This window comes from Streptomyces sp. NBC_01216 (assembly GCF_035994945.1).
Classification (GTDB): Bacteria; Actinomycetota; Actinomycetes; order Streptomycetales; family Streptomycetaceae; genus Streptomyces.
On record NZ_CP108677.1, the window covers coordinates 2764787 to 2783999 of the forward strand.

Here is a 19213-nt window from a genome sequence, read left to right on the forward strand (position 1 = left end):
GACCCGGCGGTTGGCTAGCGTGCTCGCCCAAGCAGCCCGTCCCCTCCGGCGGCGAATCGCGCCGAGCGGGCCGCCCACGCCGAACCCGGCCCTGCCCCAAGGCGGTTGCAGCCGGGCGTCCCCCTCGGCGGTCACGGAAGGAGATGCCGGTCTTGGCGTCCCATCGCAAGCCGCGCAGCACCCGCTCGCACTCCCCCGCCGTCGGGGTCACGACGGCCGCGGCCCTCGCCTCCGTCACCCTGCTGTCCACGCAGAGTGCGGAGGCCGCCCCCGCCGGTCCCTCGAAACCGACGGTGGAGGAGATCCAGAAGAAGGTCGACGATCTCTACCGGCAGGCCGGTACCGCGACGCAGGAGTACAACAGGACCAAGGAGGCGACCGACCGGCAGCGGCGGAAGGTCGACGGGATCCTGGACGACGTGGCCCGCCGGACGGACGCGATCAACGAGTCGCGCCGCGCCCTCGGCTCCTACGCGGCGGCGCAGTACCGGACGGGGGCGGTCGGCCCGACCGCGGCGCTGATCTTCGCGGACAGTCCGCAGTCGTACTTCGACCAGACCCACCTCATGGACCGGCTCTCCGAGCGGCAGCGCGGCGCCGTCCAGGACTACGAGAGCAAGCGGGCGGCGACGGCGAAGCAGCGGGCCGAGGCGACGAGGAGCCTGGAGAGCCTGACCGACTCGCAGGCGGCGCTGCGGACGAAGAAGCAGACCGTGCAGGACAAGCTGGCAGAGGCGCGTACGCTGCTGGCCCGGCTGACGGCCGAGGAGAAGGCCCGGCTCGCGGAGCTGGAGCGCGAACGGGAAGCCGAGGCGCGGCGCCTGGCGGAGGAGAAGGCCAAGGCGGAGGCGGCCGAGGCGGAACGCCATCGACAGGCGGAGGCGGCCGAGGCGGAACGCCCGGCGACGGGCACACCGCCGGCCGGCGACTCGGGCTCCGGGTACGCCGCCAAGGCGGAGCAGGCCCTCGCCTTCGCCCGGGACCAGATCGGCAAGCCGTACGTGTGGGGGGCGACCGGCCCCAGCTCGTACGACTGCTCGGGCCTCACCCAGGCGGCCTGGAAGGCGGCGGGGGTCGACCTGCCCCGGACGACCTGGGACCAGGTGGAGGTGGGCACCCGCGTCGCCACGGAGGACCTGCTCCCCGGCGACCTCGTCTTCTTCTACGACGACATCAGCCACGTCGGCCTGTACATCGGCGGCGGCCGGATGATCCACGCGCCGAAGCCGGGCACGAACGTGCGCGAGGAGTCGATCTACTACATGCCGATCTACGGGAGCGTACGACCGGCCTGACGTGGCGGGCTCCGAGCTGCCCCGGGCGGCCCGGACTGGCCTGCGGCGACCGGGCCCGGAACGGCCGCGCCCTACCCGTCGTGGGTGCGCCGGGACCGGCCGGCCGGGCACCGCACCCCGTGGAGGCCCGTGGTACCCCGCGCCTTCACCGTCGGGGGGGGCCGCCCTTCGCGGGGCGCCGGGCGGGAACCGTGGGGTCGCGAACCGTGGGGTCGCGGCGCGCGCCCGTCAGGTCCAGAGCGTCGCGATGAAGATGTTCGCGACGGTCAGGCCGCCGACGGCGGCGAAGACGCCCTTGTCGACCTTCTCCTCGTCCCGCTTCACGTAGACGAGGGCCAGGATCACGAGGAGCACGGCCAGCTTGACGCCGATCTTCACGTTGTCCACCGGCCGGTCGTCCGCCTGGTTGAGCCCGACCAGTGCGACACCGGTGACCAGCATGGTCAACGCGCCGTGCAGCATCGCGGGGCCGAAACGGGCCGTACCGGCGCCCATCGCCTTCGTCTGGGTCAGGAATCCGCCGAGCAGCGAGGCGATTCCGATGATGTGCAGGGCGACGAAGACATTGATGAGTACGTCCATGGGGCGGAGCCTAACCGGGCCATACCATCCGCCTCCGGCCGGGTCCACCTTGTCCAGGGCATCGGTCAGGCGCGCGCCGCAATGCGGCATCCACCCGGCATCCCACCCGCCCCGATCGATCCGGGAGCGCCAACTGACGTCAATATCGATCACCTGGACCCGCCTCCGTGACGCCCAGGTTTAGCGTCCTGCTCCAGGTGGCCGGCTCCCCACCACCGTCGGTCCGTCCGGCGGGAGCCGGCCGCCCCCGCCGGGAAATCCGGTGGTGGGCCGTCTCCCCTGTGCGGCCCGCCGCCGGGCCCGGACGGGCAACGCCCCCCACAGGGAGAGGATGTGACCCGCCCTCGTGGCAGCACACCGGAAGCCCCGGCAGTTCCCCCTCGGCGGCCAGGCGGTCAGGACCGCGGCCACGGTCGCCCTCGCCTCCGCCGCGACGGCCACGCTCTTCGAGGGCTCCGGGCATGCCGAGCCCTCGCTCACCCCGGCCCAGGTGAAGGCCAAGGTCGACCGGCTGTACCAGGAGGCCGAGGCGGCCACCGAGCAGTACAACGGCGCGAAGGAGAAGGCGGACCAGGCGCGCGGCACGCTCGACCGGTTGCGCGACGAGGCCGCCCGCCGCACCGAGCGGCTCAACGAGGCGCGCAACGGGCTCGGTTCGATCGCCACCGCGCAGTACCGTGCCGGCGGGCTGGACCCCGCCGTACAGCTCGCGCTGACCTCCGACCCCGCCCAGTACCTGGAACGGGCCGCACTGGCCGAGAAGGCCGGCGAGCGGCAGGCGGCGGCCGTGGCGTCCGTCCGTCGCGAGCTGACCGGCATCCGCCAGCTGCGCGCCGAGTCTACGGAGCGCCTGACGGAGCTTCAGGGCCACGAAGCCGACCTGCGACGGCGGAAGGCGGAGGTCCAGGGCAAGCTCGGCGAGGCCCGTTCACTGCTGGCCCGGCTCACCGCGGCGGAGCGGGCACGCTATGAGGCCGCGGGGGCGGGCCGGACGGGACAGTCCGGTACCGACGCGGCCGAGGTGCGGGCGGACCGGGGCTCCCTGCCGCGCGGACCGGTGACGGCGCCGGGCTCCCGTGCCACGCAAGCCATCGCGTTCGCCCGGGCGCAGATCGGCAAGCCGTACGTCTGGGGCGCGACCGGGCCTTCCGCATACGACTGTTCGGGGCTGACGCAGGCGTCCTGGCGAGCGGCCGGCGTCTCGCTGCCCCGCACCACGTACACGCAGATCAACGCGGGGCGGCGGGTCTCCCGATCCGAACTGACGCCGGGCGACCTGGTGTTCTTCTACTCGGGCATCACCCATGTCGGGCTGTACATCGGCGGCGGCCAGATGATCCACGCGCCACGGCCGGGCGCTCCGGTGCGGATCGCCCCGATCGACGAGATGCCCTTCGCGGGGGCGACGCGGGTGGCCTGACGCTCCCGCCTGGCGCGGTGGCCTTTCCCTCTTGACGCTCAGATAGCGCCACTATCTACTACGGGTAGTGCCACTATCTGATCGTGAGAGGATCGCGCGATGCCCACGCTGCCCTGGACCGTCCCGCAGCAGGCCCGACCAGGAGCACGGGCCCAGGTGATGGCCTCCCGCTTCGAAGTCCGCAGCCTGAAGGACGTGCCCCGCTTCTTCCTCGGCTCCCTCGCCGCCTGGCGCCAGGTGAAGAAGGCCCCCGGCGCACTCGGCGCCTCGCTGATCGCCCAGCCGCTGAAGCGGACGTTCTACACGCTCTCGGCCTGGGAGGACCGGGACGCGCTCTACGCCTACGCCCGCGCCGAGCCACACCGCTCGATCATGCGGGATCTCCGATCCACCATGCGCGACTCGACCTTCACCTTCTGGGAGGTGAAGGTCGAGCAGCTCCCCCTCGGCTGGGACGAGGCCCGGCGACGACTCGCCGTCGAGGCGTCCAAGAAGGCTGGTCAGGGCCGCTGAGCGGCGAAGGCCGCGGTACGGCCTTCGCCGACCCGCGCAGAGCCTGTCGTTTGGCTGCGCATCAGGAGCCGCGCCGGGCAACACCGCCATCAGGCCGTATCCGCCTCCCGGTCGCCGGCACAGGCAACGGGCCACGGTCAACAGGCCATGGTCAAGAGGCGCCCGGCAGGCTCTCAGACCAGGCGGCGGGCGGTCGCCCAGCGGGTCAGTTCGTGCCGGTTGGACAACTGGAGCTTGCGCAGCACCGCCGACACGTGCGACTCGACCGTCTTCACCGAGATGTAGAGCTGCTTCGCGATCTCCTTGTAGGCGTATCCGCGGGCGATCAGCCGGAGCACCTCCCGCTCGCGCTGGGTGAGCCGGTCCAGGTCCTCGTCCACCGGTGGGGCGTCGGTCGAGGCGAAGGCGTCCAGCACGAACCCCGCCAGCCGCGGCGAGAACACCGCGTCGCCGTCCTGGACACGGAAGACCGAGTCGACCAGGTCAGTCCCGGTGATCGTCTTGGTGACGTATCCGCGGGCACCGCCACGGATCACGCCGATGACGTCCTCGGCCGCGTCGGAGACCGACAGCGCGAGGAAGCGGACCGGCCGCTCGGCCGCGACCATCAGGTTCGCGCAGCGGCGCAGCACCTCGACTCCGCCCCCTCCCGGCAGGTGCACGTCGAGCAGCACGACCTCGGGGCGGGTCGCGTTGATCACCGCGACCGCCTGGTCGACGTCGGCGGCCTCACCGACCACCTCGACGCCGGTGACCTCGGTCCTGCCGATCTCTGCCTGGACCCCCGTACGGAACATCCGGTGGTCGTCTACGAGCACGACCCGTACCCGGCGCCCCGTGCCCTCCCGCGCCGTCGTCCCGGTCTCGTCACTCATGCGTCCGCCCTCTCCATCTCGAGCTCCACTTCGGTGCCTCCGCCCGGCACCGACCGCAGCCGGGCGGAGCCGCCGTTGCGCTGCATCCGCCCGATGATCGATTCTCGTACGCCCATCCGGTCGTCGGGCACCATGTCCAGGTCGAAGCCCGGCCCCCGGTCCCGGACGGAGACGAAGACCGTGCGACCCTCCACCTCGGCGTAGACCTGTACCGCCCCTCCCTCGCCACCGTACTTGGCGGCGTTGACCATCGCCTCACGCGCGGCCTGCATCTGCGCGCCCAGTTTCTCGTCGAGGGCGCAGTCCCCGACGACCACGACCTCCAGCGGCACGCCGTGCTTGTCCTCCACCTCGGCGGCGGCCTTCCTGACGGCCTCGGCGAGCGTCTCGGGCTCCTCGCCCTCGTCCTTGCCGGTCCCCTCCGGTCTGTACAGCCAGTTACGCAGCTCCCGCTCCTGGGCGCGGGCGAGACGGCGCACCTCTCCGGGGGACTCCGCGTTGCGCTGGATCAGGGTGAGGGTGTGCAGCACGGAATCGTGGACGTGGGCCGCCACCTCGGCACGCTCCTGGGCGCGGATGCGCATCGTCCGCTCCTCGGAGAGGTCCTGCGACATCCGGACCAGCCAGGGGCCGGCGAGCAGTGCGATGCCGGTGAGGACGGCGACCGCGGCGGTGAACGCCGTGCCGAGCTGGGCGGCCGACCCGCGCACCACCACGAAGGCGGCCAGCCCCAGCCCGACGAGGGCGACGCCCGCGAGACCGCGGGCGAGCTGGAGGTTCCGCCGCCGCCTGCCGGAATCGGTCCAGCTGGCTCTGCGGGCGTTGTCCGCCTGCCGCCAGACGAGTACGACGCCGACCCCGATCAGCAGCGCGGGCCAGACATAGCGGTCGGCCCTCGTGCCGAAATCGATGTTGCCGACGAACACGGCGGCCCCGATCGCCAGCGCGATCAGTGCGAAGACCTGGCCGCGGTCCGGCTTGCGCAGCCGGCGCCGGCCGTCGGGGGTCGTCTCGAAGACGGGGCGCGGCGCGGATCGGCCGCCGACTCCGAGCGGGACGACGATCCAGAAGACCGCGTACAGCAGGGCGCCGAGACCGTCCGCGAGGAGGAGCGTCGCGAACAGGGCGCGGACCCAGACGACGGGCAGACCGAGGTGTCCCGCGAGGCCGCGCGCGACACCACCGAGCCACCGTCCGTCGGCGCTCCGGTAGAGCTTGCGCACGGGCGGTTCGTCGGTTTCGGTGTCGTGGGCGACGGTCGGCATGCACCGATCGTCACACGTGCGCGCGGGCAGGAACATCAGGGGCGGCCCTGAGATCGCCCCCGAGAAGTCCTCGGGGTGCGGCGCCGCCCGAATATCAGGGTCGGCCCAGGGTCGCTCCCGGTGCCGCCGCACGTCACGGGACGTCACCATGGAGCCATGACGAGTTCGACGCCTTCCTCGCACGAGGTCACTCAGCCTGCGGAGGCCCCGTCCCTCGCGTCACTGCGGCGCTCGCAGCGGCACAAGGTCGTGGCCGGGGTCTGCGGCGGCCTCGGCCGGCATTTCGACCTCGACCCGGTGATCTTCCGGATCGTGATCGGGGTGCTGTCCGTGACCGGCGGCATCGGCCTGATCTTCTACGGCTTCGCGTGGCTGTGGATACCGCTCGCGGGAGACGAGGAGAACGAAGGCCGCAGGCTGCTGTCCGGCCGGGTCGACGGCGCCTCCCTCGCGGCCGTGCTGATGGCTCTGGCCGGCTGCGGCGTCTTCCTGTCGATGCTGAGGAACGGCGGGACGCTGGCGTTCGGGGTGATGCTGTCGATAGCGGTGTGCGGTGCGGCGGCCTGGTCGAGACAGCGACGTCAGACCGGCGGCGATGTGGAGGGCCGACGGGACGCGGCGGCGACCGCCGCGGCCTCCGAGGCGCCACCGGAGACGAAGGCGCCGCCGCTGGTGGAGTTCCCGTCCTGGTGGAAGGACCCGATCGTGAAGGACGGCTCGACCGGCAGGATCGCCATCGGCTATCTCTGGGGTCCGCACGGTGTCACGGAGAACGGAGAGTTCCCCGGTGGCGAGGTGCCGGTGCCCGGCAGCCAGTGGGGCCGGCGGAGCGAGGATCCCTGGCAAGGGCCGGCCATGGCACCGGCCCGCCCACGGACGCGCTCGATCGGGGGCCTGGTCTTCCTCCTGGCTCTGCTCGCGGGCGGTCTCGGGACGGGCCTGTCGTGGGAGACGCATCCGCTGGGCACGAGCCTCCAGATCGGTCTCGTCGCCGCGCTGGCGGTCTTCGGCCTGGGGTTGGTGCTCAGCAGCGTCGTCGGCCGGACCGGCTTCGGCACGATCTTCCTCACCATGGTCACGGCCGCGTTGCTCGCGGCGGCGGTCGCGCTGCCCGAGAGCATCTCCACGGACTGGGCCCGCACCACCTGGAGACCGACGGCCGTCACCGCCGTGCAGCCGCGGTACGAACTGGGCACCGGCGCCGGCACGCTCGACCTCTCGGGCCTCGCGGTCCCCACGGGCACGACGGTCACCACCGAGGCGGAGGTCGGAGCCGGGAAGCTGGAGGTGATCGTCCCGAAGAACGTGACGGTGACGCTGCGGGCGAAGGTCGGACTGGGCGATCTCCGGCTGCCCCAGCAGCCGCCGGGCGACATCGACATCGCACCGGACCGGGACGTGACCCGGACACTCGCCCCGCCGACGGGTACAGACCCGGCCGGCACCCTTGACCTCTCACTGGAGGTCGGACTCGGACAGGTGGAGGTCACCCGTGCTGCTTCATGAGTTCCGTCCCGGCCGGCTGATCGCCGGAGTGACCGCGCTCGCGCTCGCCGTCCTCTACGCGGGCGACGCGGCGGACGCCTGGGGCACTCCCTGGTACGCCGTGGTCCCCGTGCTCTGCGGAGGTCTGGGCGCCGCCGCCCTCGTCACGTGGGTCGCCTATCTGATACGCCGCCGCTCGGCCCGGAACGCGTCGGGCGAGAACACCGAGGCCCCGGCACGCACCAGTGGCGGCCAGGAGGTCGGATAGGCCGGGTCACCGGAGCGGAGGGCGTCACGGAAGGGGCGGGCGGGGTCGGACTCGGAACGCCCGGCCGAACTCCGCCGAAGCCGGAGAAACGCCGGGCGGGCGGCAATGGCTGGACGGGCGGACCCCGCTCAGTGGGAAGCCGCAGGCGAGGCGGTGGCCCTCCTCCTGTTCGCGATCAGCGCGTCCAGTGACCAGGAGGACGCCCCGGCCAGCACCAGCGGCAGCCAGGACATCAGATAGGCAAGGTCGTTCCCGTAGTAGTACGGGTCGGTCTGCCAGCTGACGGTGAGCCACAGGCTCAGCGAGATCAGCGCCCCGCCGAGGGCGGCCAGCCGGGCGAAGAGCCCCAGCAGCATCCCGATGCCGACGGCCACTTCGCCGAGGGCGATGGTGTACCCGAAGCCGACCGGGTTGTGCAGCGCCAGGTCGACCAGGGCGGGGATGGCGGCGGAGTCCCTTACGCCGCGCATCAGATCGCCGATGGACCCGGTGCCCGAGTCGGCGAGGAAGGCGGAGTCGGTGAGCTTGTCGATCCCGGCGTAGACGAAGGTGATCCCGAGGAAGAGGCGCAGCGGCAGCAAGGCGTACCGGGAGGCGGTCGCCTTCCATCGGGCCGGCCTGCCGCCCTCGTCGTCCGACGGGTCGTTCGCCCAGCTGGTGCCTCTGGTGTGTGCCATGGTCGGCCTGCCTCTCCGCGCCAAATGTCCGCGAGACCGATTGTCCCCGGACCCCCGTCTTGTGGATACGCGGGGAGAGCATCGGTGGTTCAGACGCGGGCGCCCTGATCAGTCGACCACGTGGATCGCGACGCGGTTGGTCTCCACCCCGGCGGCCGTCACCACCCACACCTCGACGGGGCCGGGTTCCACGTCGGCCGGGAGCGGGACGGTGAGGGCGGTGTCGGTCGGGTTGGAGAAGCCGCCGGGCACCGGGACCAGCGGCACATGGGCGTGGACGGCTCCGATCCGTACGACCAGCCGGGTCAGCGGGTCCGGGCCGCCTCCGCCGGGCGGGACGAAACCCAGGCCCCGGATCTCGATGTCGTCGCCGATGCGGATCGGGGCGTCCAGGTCGCCCGCCTCGCGGGACCGGACCACGGACAGGACGGTGGGACGGCCGCCCTCGGCGCACTTGGCGGCGAGGTACCAGGCTGCCGAGACGACGAGGAGGAGGACGAGCGTCCAGGGCGCGCCGGGCACCCAGTCGGGTCGGGTGCCGAGCCGGACACCGCACAGCACCAGGCCGGCGGCGGACACCAGGACGTACTGGACGTCGGCGAGGGCGGCCCGGCCGTCGTCGTCGCACCAGAGGTCGGCGGCGCGCGGCCGGACGGCCCGGAGCTTCTGGAGACGCCGCCCCACGATCCTGACACGGACGAGCGCCTGGGCGGCGACGGCGACGGCGGCCGTCAGGGCGAACACGACCAGCAGTCCGACGCCTCTCGCGAGGCCGGGGCCGGTCACGTCGCCACCCGTGACGGGACGCAGGGCGAGGAAGAGCAGTGCGTAGACGAGGAAAAGCAGCCATCCGGCCGCCACCGCGCGTGAGGTGGAGAGCCGGTTGTCGTCGCCGGTCAGCGGCGCGAGGAGTCCCCCGCGGGCCCGGTGGGCGTGCGCGGCGGCGGTGAGCGGGACTGCCAGGAGCAGTGCCGCGACGAGGCCGGCGGTACGCGGACCCGTCCATCCGGTGCCGGTCGCGGTGAGCGCCTGACCGAGCAGCAGGGCGAGGACGGCGCCCCCCAGAGCGCCGAAGGTGACGTGCCGCACGCGGCGGAAGGCCACCGCGTCCGCCGCGCGCCGGTGCCCGGCGACGGTCCGCGCGGACTGGGCCAGTTCGTCGGAGATCCACTGCCGGGAGGCGACCGGTGAGCAGGCGACGGCGGCGGGCACCCCCTGTCCGGCGGCGAGTTCGTCGCGCCGGGCGAGGAAGGCGGCGACCGCGCTCCGGTGTCCGGCTCGGCCGCCCTCGGCGCACCGCGCCTGGTCACCGCACGGTCTGGCCTCCTGCACCGCCACGGTGCCCTCCCTCTCGGTCAACTTGACGTTGATTCACGGGAATTGTGCCGCACCGGACGGGCCGCCGGAGCACTTCGGGCGCTCTGCGGGAGGGTGATCGAAATGTCATCACATTGACGGAAGGGCTTCTCCTACGAAAGGAGTTCGGGCTCCGCGCGGCTGATCCGGCGCCACAGGGGCTGGTAGTTGACCCAGGCGGCCAGGTCCGTGCCGATGTGTTCCCGGGTGGCGAGCGCCTCACGATGGCCGATGCGCACGACCTTGCCCGCGGTCCGGGCGGCGAGCTGCACCCGGGCGCAGCGTTCCATCGCGATGAACCACCAGGCCGCCGCGTCCACCGAGCCACCGACCGTCAGCAGTCCGTGGTTGCGCAGCACGATCGCCTTGTACGGGCCGAGGGCGGTGGCGATCCGACGTGCTTCCTCCGCGTCGGGGGTGACACCGGTATAGGCGTCGTAGAGGGCCTGGTCGCGGTAGAAGGCGCAGGCTTCCTGCGTGATCGGTTCGATCGGCTCGCCGAGCGCGGCGAGGGCCCGCCCGTAGACGGCGTGGCTGTGCGCGACGGCCACGACGTCGGGCCTGGACCGGTGGATCCCGGCGTGCACGGCGAACGCGGCCTGGTTGACGCGATGGCCGCCGTCAACGACCCTGCCGTCGCCGTCGACCAGGACCAGCCGGCTCGCGGTCAGCTCGGCGAAGGGAACGCCGAAGGGGTTCACCCAGAAACAGTCGGACAGTTCGGGGTCGCGCGCGGTGATGTGCCCCGAGACGCCCTCCTCGTATCCGAAGCCCGCGAAGAGGCGCAGTGCGCCCGCGAGCCTCCGCTTGCGGTGGGCGCGCTCCTCCTCGGGGCCCTCGTGCACGGGAGGCAGGGCGAACTGGAGCCGCTCGACGGGTACGGGGGCCGGTATCTCGCTCATGCGCGGGAAGGTAACGCCGTGCCCCGCAAGTGGCCAGACAGGTCACACGACGAAGCCGCCGCCCCGGCGTGCGGGGCGGCGGCTTCACCGGCGTCGGGGAGGGGTCACTCCCACTCGATGGTGCCCGGAGGCTTGCTCGTCACGTCGAGCACCACGCGGTTCACGTCGGCGACCTCGTTGGTGATGCGGGTCGAGATCCGCGCGAGCACGTCGTACGGCATGCGGGTCCAGTCCGCAGTCATGGCGTCCTCGGAGGAGACGGGGCGCAGGACGATCGGGTGGCCGTAGGTGCGGCCGTCGCCCTGGACTCCGACGGAGCGCACATCGGCGAGCAGGACCACCGGGCACTGCCAGATGTCCCGGTCGAGACCGGCGGCGGTCAGTTCCTCGCGGGCGATGGCGTCGGCCTCGCGCAGCAGGTCCAGACGTTCCCTGGTGACCTCTCCGACGATGCGGATGCCGAGGCCGGGACCGGGGAACGGCTGGCGCTGGACGATCTCGTCCGGCAGGCCGAGCTCCTGGCCGACCATCCGAACCTCGTCCTTGAACAGCTGTCGCAGCGGCTCGACGAGCTCGAACTCGAGGTCCTCGGGGAGGCCGCCCACGTTGTGGTGCGACTTGATGTTGGCGGTGCCGGCGCCCCCGCCGGACTCGACGATGTCCGGGTAGAGCGTGCCCTGGACGAGGAACGCGACGTCCTCGCCGTCGGCGGCACCCTCGGCGACGATCTCGGCCTGGGCCTGCTCGAAGACGCGGATGAACTCGCGGCCGATGATCTTCCGCTTCTCCTCGGGGTCGGAGACCCCGGCGAGCGCGGTGAGGAATCGCTCCTGCGCGTCGACGACCTTCAGCTGGACGCCGGTGGCGGCGACGAAGTCCTTCTCGACCTGCTCGGTCTCGTCCTTGCGCATCAGGCCGTGGTCGACGTACACGCAGGTCAGCTGCGAGCCGATGGCCTTCTGGACGAGCGCGGCGGCCACGGCGGAGTCGACGCCGCCGGACAGGCCGCAGATGGCGCGCTTGCCACCGACCTGCTCGCGGATGGCGGCGACCTGCTCGTCGATGACGTTGCCGGTGGTCCAGGTCGGCTCGATGCCGGCACCCCGGTAGAGGAAGTGCTCCAGGATCTGCTGACCGTGCGTCGAGTGCAGCACCTCGGGGTGGTACTGGACGCCGTACAGCTTCTTCTCGTCGTTCTCGAAGGCCGCGACCGGCACGACGTCGGTGGACGCGGTGACGGCGAAGCCCTCGGGGGCGGCGGAGCAGGCATCGCCGTGCGACATCCACACCGACTGCTCGGCCGGGGTGCCCTCGAAGAGGGTCGAGCCGGACTTGGAGACGTGCAGCGGGGTGCGGCCGTACTCGCGGGCGCCGGTGTTGTCGACGGTGCCGCCGAGGGTCGTCGCCATCAGCTGGAAGCCGTAGCACATGCCGAAGACCGGGACACCGGCCTCGAAGAGGGCGCGGTCCAGGCGCGGGGCGCCTTCCGCGTAGACGGAGGACGGGCCGCCGGAGAGGATGATCGCCTGGGGGTTCTTGGCCAGCATCTCGGCCACCGGCATGGTGGACGGGACGATCTCGCTGTATACCCGGGCCTCACGGACACGGCGGGCGATGAGCTGGGCGTACTGGGCGCCGAAGTCGACAACGAGGACTACGTCCGGGTTGGAGACGTCGGGCGCGGCAGCGGGAGTCGCTGAGGACACTACGGCGGCCTTCCGGCGGTAGGAGTTCCCCCGAGGGGGGTTATTTGTCGATTCTACCGGCGCGCCGGTAGCGCCTTTCGTCTCACCATCCGAACCCGGTTTGGCGGGCGCCACGGCAGGGGTCCCATACTGTGCCCATGCGCAAGCTCACGACGTTCGTCTTTACCTATGGCAACCGGCCCACCGGCTGCCATGGTCGTGCTGCTTGAGCAACTGACAAGCGACTTCCCAGGCGCCCCGGGCCGACAAGGCCCGGGGCGCCTGCCGTTTCCCGGGCCGAACCGCACCGGGGCTCCCCGGACGACACCACCAGGAGCCCATCGTGACCACCCTGTCCCAGACCGAGAAGACCGGCGCCCGCACCGACGAGGCGGCGGCCCTGATCGGCGGCGCCCGCGAGCGGATCGACACGCTCGACGACCGGATCATCGGTCTGATCCAGGAACGGATGGCCGTCTCGGCGGTCATCCAGGAGGCCCGGATCGGATCAGGCGGCCGCCGTGTGAACCTGACGCGCGAGATGGAGGTGCTCGGCCACTACCGGGACGCCCTGGGCAAGCCGGGCACGGCGCTCGCGATGACCGTGCTGGAGCTGTGCCGGGGCCGCGTCTGAGTGGGCCTCCGCATCTGCGTTCGGGCCCGGTCTCACCCGTACGGCGCGTGACCGTCTCCCCCGCCGCTTCGTTGGTCCCGTTGTCCGTGCCAGCCAGGGGCGGGCCCGAGAAAACCACGCGTGGCTTCGCTGGAGCGTGTGGCGTACCCCAGGTACGCCGTGGGACCTCGCTCCAGCGCGCGTGACCGGACGGCAGGGGACAGCAGCCCGGTCACCCAGAAAGGGCGGTCGGCGCCGGGGACGCCCGGGGCCGACCGCACCCGGTCCAGACGGGTGCGGTCTCCGCACCCGCCGAGCACGAGGCGAGACACCCCTCAGTCCCCCACCCACAGCCACCAGCCACGCGGCGCACCCCCCGGCGCCGCGTTCCCTCGGCACCGCGCCTGCCCTGACACCGGTGCCGGCACCCGGGCCCCGTGCCGCGACCGGAATCGCGGCACGGGGCCCCGTCGCGGCACCCTTCGTCCGGATAGCGGCATGTCCCCCGGACCTCCCGACCGGTCGAGTGACGCGGGTCACACAAGGATTCCGTCCGGTGGCTACAACCAACCCCCCTGGTCACAGGTCATCTATGCAGCACCACCCAGAAACTGGAGAGGCGCTGCACTCGGAGGGGGGTGCAGCGCCTCTTCCATGTTCCGGGGCCGGTGCCTACGGCTTCGGCGCCTCACCGGTCTCCCTCGGCGGGACGACCGGAATCCCGAGGAAGGGCAGCTTCAGCGCGCCGAAGGCGGCCGCCGGGACCGCCGGGTTCTTCGGAGCGACCGCCGCGAGCCTGACGTACGTCCCGCCCTGACGCGGGCGCGGGTCCTCCTCGCCCTTGTTCGGCCAGAAGGACATCGCCCGCTCCGCCTGGGCCGTGATCGTCAGCGAGGGGTTGACGCCGAGGTTGGCGGAGACCGCGGCTCCGTCGACGACGGAGATTCCCGGGTGACCGTAGAGCCGGTGGTACGGATCGATGACGCCCGTCTCGGCGTCCGCGCCGATCGGGCAGCCGCCGAGGAAGTGGGCGGTCAGCGGGGTGCCCATCAGCTCGCCGATGTTGGACCCGGCGAAGCCGTTGATCTCCTCGGCGAGCAGGGACGCGGCCCGGGTCGCCTCCGGGATCTGGTTCGGATTGGGCGCGCCATGGCCCTGGCGGGCGGTGAGCAGGCCCTTTCCGACGCCGCCGGGTTTGCGGTAGGTGGTCAGGGAGTTGTCCAGGGACTGCATGACCAGGCCGATGATGGTCCGCTCCGACCACCGGCGGTTGGACAGCGAGCGGACGGCGAGCGCGGGGTGCCTGACCAGCTCCAGGAGCCACCTGCGCACCCGGTGCGCGCCATAGGGCACCTGGAGGACGGTCATGCCGCCCATGGCGTTGGAGCCCTTCCCGTACCGCACCGGCTCGATGTGGGTGTTCTCGTCCGGGTGGATCGAGGACGTGATCGCGACACCGCGCGTGAAGTCGACCCGGGCCTGCCCGTGGCGTTTGCGGTAGCGCCGGTCGGTGGTCTGCGAACCGACCAGCGCCTCGGAGTTGGTCCGGGTCAGCTCGCCGAGGCGCGCCGGGATCCGGGGCAGCAGGCCGGTGTCCTTCATACGGTGCAGCAGGGTCTGCGTACCGTAGGTGCCGGCCGCGACGACGACCCGCCGGGCGGTGAACGTCCGGCCCTTCCCCTTCTTCCGGTCGTCGGTGGGGAGGGTCTTCACGGCGTAGCCGCCCCGCGCGTCCTCGGTGAGGGCGACGACCGAGGTCAGGGGGTGGACGACGGCGCCCGCCTGCTCCGCGAGGTAGAGGTAGTTCTCGTTGAGGGTGTTCTTGGCGCCGTGGCGGCAGCCCGTCATGCACTCGCCGCATTCGGTGCAGGCGCGGCGGGACGGCCCGGCGCCGCCGAAGTACGGATCGGCGACCTCGTCCCCCGGGCGGGCCCTCGTCCCGCCGTCGGCGTCGTCACCGTCGCCGAAATAGACGCCGACCGGCGCCATGTGGAAGGTGTCCCCGATACCCATGGCCTGCGCGGTCGCCTTCAGGTGCGCGTCCGAGGGGGTCATCGTCGGATTCAGCCGGACGCCCAGCATGCGTCGGGCCTGGTCGTAGTAGGGCGCGAGTTCGTCCTGCCAGTCGGTGATGTCCTTCCACTGAGGGTCGTCGAAGAAGGGAGCGGGCGGGACGTAGAGCGTGTTGGCGTAGTTGAGCGAGCCGCCGCCGACGCCCGCGCCGGCCAGCACCATGACGTTGCCCAGCAGGTGGATGCGCTGAATGCCGTAGAGGCCGAGGGCGGGGGCCCAGAGGAAGTTCTTCAGGTCCCAGGAGTTCTTCGGCAGGGTCGCGCGGGTGAAGCGGCGGCCGGCCTCCAGGACACCGACCCGGTAGCCCTTCTCGGTCAGGCGCAGGGCGGTGACCGAGCCCCCGAAGCCTGAGCCGACGACGATGACGTCGTAGTCGTACGAACCGTCCTCGTCCTGATTCTGGGCGGCGGGTACCACGGTCATGGCTCTCCTCGTACGGAAAGGGGCGTAACGGGCGGGTCGGCCGGGCGGGCGGGCGGCCGGTGATCGGTGGGCCGCCGGCCGGTCAGCGCAGGCGCAGGGCCTTCATCACCTTCAGGGAGGCGCTCATGAACGCCGCGTGTTTCTCGTCGTCCATCCCGAAGGAAGGAGCGAGCGGCACCAGCCTTTGCTGGGCGACGGTCTGCGCCTCGGTGAACTTGAGGATGCCCTCGGAGCCGTGGCGGCGGCCGAGGCCGGAGTCCTTCATGCCGCCCATCGGCGCCTGGACACTGCCGTACGCGGGGGCGTACCCCTCGTTGATGTTGACGGTCCCGGTGCGCAGCCGGGCGGCGAGGGCGTGACCGCGCTTCGCGTCCCTGGTCCAGACGGAGGCGTTGAGGCCGTAGGGGGTGCCGTTGGCCAGCGCGACGACCTCGTCCTCGTCGGTGAAGCGGTAGATCGAGACGACCGGCCCGAAGGTCTCCTCCGTGCAGACGGCCATCGGGGCCTCGACGCCGTCGAGGATGGTCGGCTCGTGGAAGAGCGGGCCGATATCGGGTCGGGCCACGCCGCCCGCGACGAGCCGGGCGCCCTTCTCCACGGCCTCCCGTACGTGGCGGGTGACGGTCTCGAGCTGGCGGTCGCTCACCAGGGAGCCCATGTCCGCGCCGTAGGAGAGCGAGTTGCCGAGCCGCATCGCCTTGGTCCGGGCGGCGAAGCGCTCCAGGAAGGCGTCGGCGACCGACGCGTGCACGTACAGCCGTTCGATAGAGATGCAGAGCTGGCCCGCGGAGGAGAAGCAGGCGCGTACGGCACCTGCGGCGGCCTTCTCGATGTCGGCGTCCGCGAGGACGATCATCGGGTTCTTTCCGCCGAGTTCGAGGGTGACGCCGACGAGCCGGGCCGCGGCGCCCTGGGCGACCTCCCGGCCGGTGCGGGTGGAGCCGGTGAAGGAGACGTAGTCGGCGTGCCTGACGACCTCGGGGCCGACCACGGGTCCCTCACCGAGCACGACCTGGAACACCTCGGCCGGCAGACCTGCCTCGATGAGCAGGTCGCGGGCCCACAGGGCGGTCAGCGCGGTCTCGGTGTCGGGCTTCATCACGACCGCGTTGCCCGCGACGAAGGCCGGCAGGGCGTCGCCGACGGAGAGCTCCAGCGGGTAGTTCCAGGGGGCGATCTGTCCGACGACCCCGCGCGGCTGGCGCAGCTCGGTGACCTTGGTCAGGGCCGGCACGACCCCGGTGTGGCGCTTGGGGCGCAGATAGGCGGGGGCCTTGCGACCGTAGTGACGGGCGCCGACGGCGACGGCCTGGACCTCCTCGTGGGCGTGCAGACGCGCTTTGCCGGTCTCCAGCTGGATGAGGTCGAGGACCTCCGCCTGACGCTGCAGGACCAGGTCGTGGAAGCGGAGCAGCACGGCCGCGCGGGCCCGGACCGGGGTAGCGGCCCAGGCGTCCTGGGCGGCGCGCGCCCGTGCGAAGGCATCGGCGACGTCCTCGGCGGTGGACTCGGGCAGCTCGGCCAGCCGCTCCCCGGTGAAGGGGGTGTGGTTCGCGGTGCGGCCGGAGCCGACGACCCCGCGGGTGAGCCGGGCGACCACCTCGGGCGTGACCACGTCGGCGGCGGTCCGCGCGCCGGCGGGCGAGGGCGCGAGCGGATTGGTACCGGTACCGGGGGCCGCCGCTGCGGGAGCGGCCGTGGCGGCGGGAGCCTTCGAGTCCGTCATGAGGGCGAGCGTAGGCCGCATTCCGGGCTTTGGGTACCCGTCGGTAACGTGTTTTCACCGGGTAAGCGTCATCACGCCAGCGATCACTGGCACATCAGCCCTGATCAGGGGCTTACGGCTACGGAGGAGACGCCCGGAGATTCCTCCGCTCGCACACGGGCGGTGCGGCGCACCCGGCCTACGCCGGGTGCCACCCGGGGTCGCCGACGCCGTGCGGACCCCCCTGCGACCGTCAGCCGCCCGGTGCCCGCCAGTGCTGGAGAACGATGTCGAACTGTTCGCGCGTGGTCCCCCAGCTCTCCTCGGGGGAGGACATGTACACGGCGTACTCGGTACCGTCGTCGGCGAAGTAGAGCTGATCGATCGCGTGCCGGGGACCGGGGAAGTTCTTCCTCTCCGTCCAGGTGAACTCCCACCGGCAGGACCGGACCTGATCACGGTAGGTGTTCTGGTGCAGCGTGACCTTCTCGTACTTCGGCAGGCGGGTGCTCACGGTCTTCTGCAGGTCCAGCGCGTGCATGTAGGGGTTCTCGAAGTCGGGCGTCTCGTCGACGCTGACCCGGATACGGTGCCGGCCGTTGTCCGGCGTGTAGTCGATCGAGTCGCCGTCCGTCTGCCGCTTCCAGCCGTCGGGGACGAGCAGGCTGAAGCCCGCCGGGTCCTCGACCCGGTGCCAGCCCGCCGGAATCCCACCCCCGGCGGTCTTCGTGGCGGCCGGCGAGGTCGTGTCACGGGTCGCGTCGCGGCCCGGGGACCCGCCGCCGGAATCGTTCATCGCCGCGAAGACGGCGCCGCCGGCGACCACGCCGGCGAGCACCGCCGCCAAGACCGCGGTGCGCCACCGACCACGGCCCTTCCCGGCATCGGGCGGAGCCGGGTACCCGGCCGGGGGCGGCAGCGGCGAGGGCGTCGGCGCGGGGTGCGCCGGCGCGGGCAGTTCGGTGGTGACGGAGGCCAACTCCTCCTGCGCCACCCGCTGGGTGGGTACGAAGGACTGCGCCTCAGCCGGAGCACGGCCCTCCATCGCGTCGAGCAGCATCCGCCCGGCCTCGTCGGCGCGGGGCCGGTGTTCCGGGTCCTTGCGCAGCAGCGCCGCGATGACCGGGGCCAGCGGCCCCGCCTTCTCCGGGTACGGCGGCTCCTCGGTCACCACGGCCTGCATGGTGCTGATCGGCGAACTGCGCCGGAAAGGGGAGCCGCCCTGCACGGCCGTGTACAGCGTCACACCGAGTGACCAGAGGTCGGAGGCCGGACCTGGGTCGCCGCCCCTCACCCGCTCGGGAGCCAGGTAGTCGATGGAGCCGACGAGTTCACCGGTGCGGGTGATCGTGGAGTCGCCCTCGATGGCCGCGATCCCGAAGTCGGTGAGCAGCACCTGGCCGTCACGGGCCAGCAGCACGTTGCCCGGTTTGACGTCCCGGTGCAGGACACCGGCCGCGTGCGCGGCGCGCAGTGCCCCAAGGACGTGCAGTCCGATCCTGGCCGCCTCGTGGGGCGTGATCGTGCCGGCTTCCTTCGTGGCGTCGGCGAGGGAGGGACCGTCGACATACTGCATCACGATCCAGGGCCGGTCGTCGTGCTCCAGCACGTCGTGCACGGTGACCACGCCGGGGTGGGTGATGCGCGCCGCGGCGCGGGCCTCCTTCTGCGTACGGGCGTGCAGAACCAGCCGGTCGGCCTCGGCGACGAACCGGCCCGCCGTCAACTCCTTGACCGCGACGGTCCGGTGCAGGACCTCGTCGTGGGCCCGCCACACCTTGCCCATGCCGCCGCGGCCGATGGTCTCACCCAGCCGGTAGCGCCCGGCGAGCACGAGCCCCGCCCTCGTGTCCGTTCCGGTCCCGGACTCCGCGTCTGCGCTCTGAGAATGTTCCACTTGCCCCCGCCCGTTTCTTCGGATGACAGGTTACGGAGAGAAATACGGACGACGGAACCTCGGAGCGCGCAAAGGAACAGCACTGTGACCGGGCAGACCTCGACCAGCTCTTTTCGGCCACTCTCAGGGGTGGTTCGACGACAGGCCGTGCGATCGCGGCGTGGGGAAGGCTAGTTCGA

16 protein-coding genes are annotated in these 19213 nt (G+C 72.1%); 6 read left to right on the forward strand and 10 right to left on the reverse strand.

Translation table 11 applies throughout. The features are described from left to right. Window positions 1–143 precede the first annotated feature (143 nt). A complete protein-coding gene (locus OG393_RS11825) occupies window positions 144–1295 on the forward strand; it encodes a C40 family peptidase (protein ID WP_327374628.1) in 1152 nt (383 codons plus the stop codon). 228 nt (window positions 1296–1523) lie between these two features. Here OG393_RS11825 and OG393_RS11830 read toward each other — a convergent pair whose 3' ends face one another. Beyond that, on the reverse strand, window positions 1524–1877 hold the full coding sequence (locus tag OG393_RS11830) for a hypothetical protein (RefSeq protein WP_327374629.1): 354 nt from the start codon (window positions 1875–1877) through the stop codon (window positions 1524–1526). Between the two features lie 346 nt (window positions 1878–2223). Between OG393_RS11830 and OG393_RS11835 the strand changes: the two genes are divergently transcribed. Next, the gene (locus OG393_RS11835; protein ID WP_327374630.1) at window positions 2224–3297 is read left to right on the forward strand and encodes a C40 family peptidase; all 1074 of its coding nucleotides are present in this window, start codon (window positions 2224–2226) and stop codon (window positions 3295–3297) included. A 99-nt stretch (window positions 3298–3396) separates the two neighbouring features. Further along, a complete protein-coding gene (locus OG393_RS11840; RefSeq protein WP_327374631.1) occupies window positions 3397–3810 on the forward strand; it encodes a DUF3291 domain-containing protein in 414 nt (137 codons plus the stop codon). Between the two features lie 173 nt (window positions 3811–3983). Here OG393_RS11840 and OG393_RS11845 read toward each other — a convergent pair whose 3' ends face one another. After that, window positions 3984–4685, reverse strand: coding sequence for a response regulator transcription factor (locus OG393_RS11845; RefSeq protein WP_327374632.1), 702 nt, complete (start codon window positions 4683–4685; stop codon window positions 3984–3986). Further along, complete coding sequence (locus OG393_RS11850) at window positions 4682–5950, reverse strand: PspC domain-containing protein (protein WP_327374633.1); 1269 nt, start codon at window positions 5948–5950, stop codon at window positions 4682–4684. Before OG393_RS11850 ends, OG393_RS11845 begins: the two co-directional genes overlap by 4 nt. Window positions 5951–6106: 156 nt before the next feature. On the opposite strand from OG393_RS11850, the gene OG393_RS11855 reads away from it, so the two are divergent. Both OG393_RS11855 and OG393_RS11860 read left to right on the forward strand, forming a co-directional pair. Next, window positions 6107–7456, forward strand: coding sequence for a PspC domain-containing protein (locus tag OG393_RS11855; protein WP_327374634.1), 1350 nt, complete (start codon window positions 6107–6109; stop codon window positions 7454–7456). Then, window positions 7443–7703, forward strand: coding sequence for a hypothetical protein (locus OG393_RS11860; protein WP_327374635.1), 261 nt, complete (start codon window positions 7443–7445; stop codon window positions 7701–7703). Before OG393_RS11855 ends, OG393_RS11860 begins: the two co-directional genes overlap by 14 nt. A 128-nt stretch (window positions 7704–7831) precedes the next feature. Here the strand turns inward: OG393_RS11860 and OG393_RS11865 are convergent, their stop codons facing one another. The 4 genes from OG393_RS11865 to guaA all read right to left on the reverse strand — a co-directional run bounded on the left by OG393_RS11865 (window position 7832) and on the right by guaA (window position 12344). Next, window positions 7832–8380 carry a DoxX family protein gene (locus OG393_RS11865; RefSeq protein ID WP_327374636.1) on the reverse strand — a complete coding sequence of 183 codons (549 nt, stop codon included), beginning with the start codon at window positions 8378–8380 and terminating at the stop codon, window positions 7832–7834. Between the two features lie 108 nt (window positions 8381–8488). Next, entirely contained in the window at window positions 8489–9739 is a 1251-nt protein-coding gene (locus OG393_RS11870) for a hypothetical protein (protein WP_442817293.1), read from the reverse strand. A 110-nt stretch (window positions 9740–9849) separates the two neighbouring features. Beyond that, window positions 9850–10638 carry a class II aldolase/adducin family protein gene (locus OG393_RS11875; protein ID WP_327374637.1) on the reverse strand — a complete coding sequence of 263 codons (789 nt, stop codon included), beginning with the start codon at window positions 10636–10638 and terminating at the stop codon, window positions 9850–9852. 104 nt (window positions 10639–10742) lie between these two features. Further along, on the reverse strand, window positions 10743–12344 hold the full coding sequence (gene guaA / locus OG393_RS11880; RefSeq protein WP_327374638.1) for a glutamine-hydrolyzing GMP synthase: 1602 nt from the start codon (window positions 12342–12344) through the stop codon (window positions 10743–10745). 322 nt (window positions 12345–12666) lie between these two features. Between guaA and OG393_RS11885 the strand changes: the two genes are divergently transcribed. Continuing rightward, window positions 12667–12957: a chorismate mutase gene (locus tag OG393_RS11885; protein ID WP_327374639.1), complete on the forward strand. Its 291-nt coding sequence runs from the start codon at window positions 12667–12669 to the stop codon at window positions 12955–12957. 651 nt (window positions 12958–13608) lie between these two features. On the opposite strand, the gene OG393_RS11890 is transcribed toward OG393_RS11885, so the two are convergent. The 3 genes from OG393_RS11890 to OG393_RS11900 form a co-directional block, all read right to left on the reverse strand. Further along, window positions 13609–15432, reverse strand: coding sequence for a GMC family oxidoreductase (locus OG393_RS11890; protein WP_327374640.1), 1824 nt, complete (start codon window positions 15430–15432; stop codon window positions 13609–13611). A gap of 82 nt (window positions 15433–15514) precedes the next feature. After that, window positions 15515–17158, reverse strand: coding sequence for a succinic semialdehyde dehydrogenase (locus OG393_RS11895; protein WP_327374641.1), 1644 nt, complete (start codon window positions 17156–17158; stop codon window positions 15515–15517). A gap of 232 nt (window positions 17159–17390) precedes the next feature. Beyond that, window positions 17391–19034: a serine/threonine-protein kinase gene (locus OG393_RS11900; protein ID WP_442817294.1), complete on the reverse strand. Its 1644-nt coding sequence runs from the start codon at window positions 19032–19034 to the stop codon at window positions 17391–17393. Between the last annotated feature and the right edge of the window lie 179 nt (window positions 19035–19213).

Bases quoted from the DNA above. Each gene is read 5' to 3' on its own strand.
- OG393_RS11840 (WP_327374631.1), top strand. From the start codon at position 3,397: ATGCCCACGCTGCCCTGGACCGTCCCGCAGCAGGCCCGACCAGGAGCA.
- OG393_RS11855 (WP_327374634.1), top strand. From the start codon at position 6,107: ATGACGAGTTCGACGCCTTCCTCGCACGAGGTCACTCAGCCTGCGGAG.
- OG393_RS11890 (WP_327374640.1), bottom strand. From the start codon at position 15,432: ATGACCGTGGTACCCGCCGCCCAGAATCAGGACGAGGACGGTTCGTAC.
- OG393_RS11850 (WP_327374633.1), bottom strand. From the start codon at position 5,950: ATGCCGACCGTCGCCCACGACACCGAAACCGACGAACCGCCCGTGCGC.
- OG393_RS11825 (WP_327374628.1), top strand. From the start codon at position 144: ATGCCGGTCTTGGCGTCCCATCGCAAGCCGCGCAGCACCCGCTCGCAC.
- OG393_RS11875 (WP_327374637.1), bottom strand. From the start codon at position 10,638: ATGAGCGAGATACCGGCCCCCGTACCCGTCGAGCGGCTCCAGTTCGCC.
- OG393_RS11895 (WP_327374641.1), bottom strand. From the start codon at position 17,158: ATGACGGACTCGAAGGCTCCCGCCGCCACGGCCGCTCCCGCAGCGGCG.
- OG393_RS11865 (WP_327374636.1), bottom strand. From the start codon at position 8,380: ATGGCACACACCAGAGGCACCAGCTGGGCGAACGACCCGTCGGACGAC.
- OG393_RS11845 (WP_327374632.1), bottom strand. From the start codon at position 4,685: ATGAGTGACGAGACCGGGACGACGGCGCGGGAGGGCACGGGGCGCCGG.
- OG393_RS11830 (WP_327374629.1), bottom strand. From the start codon at position 1,877: ATGGACGTACTCATCAATGTCTTCGTCGCCCTGCACATCATCGGAATC.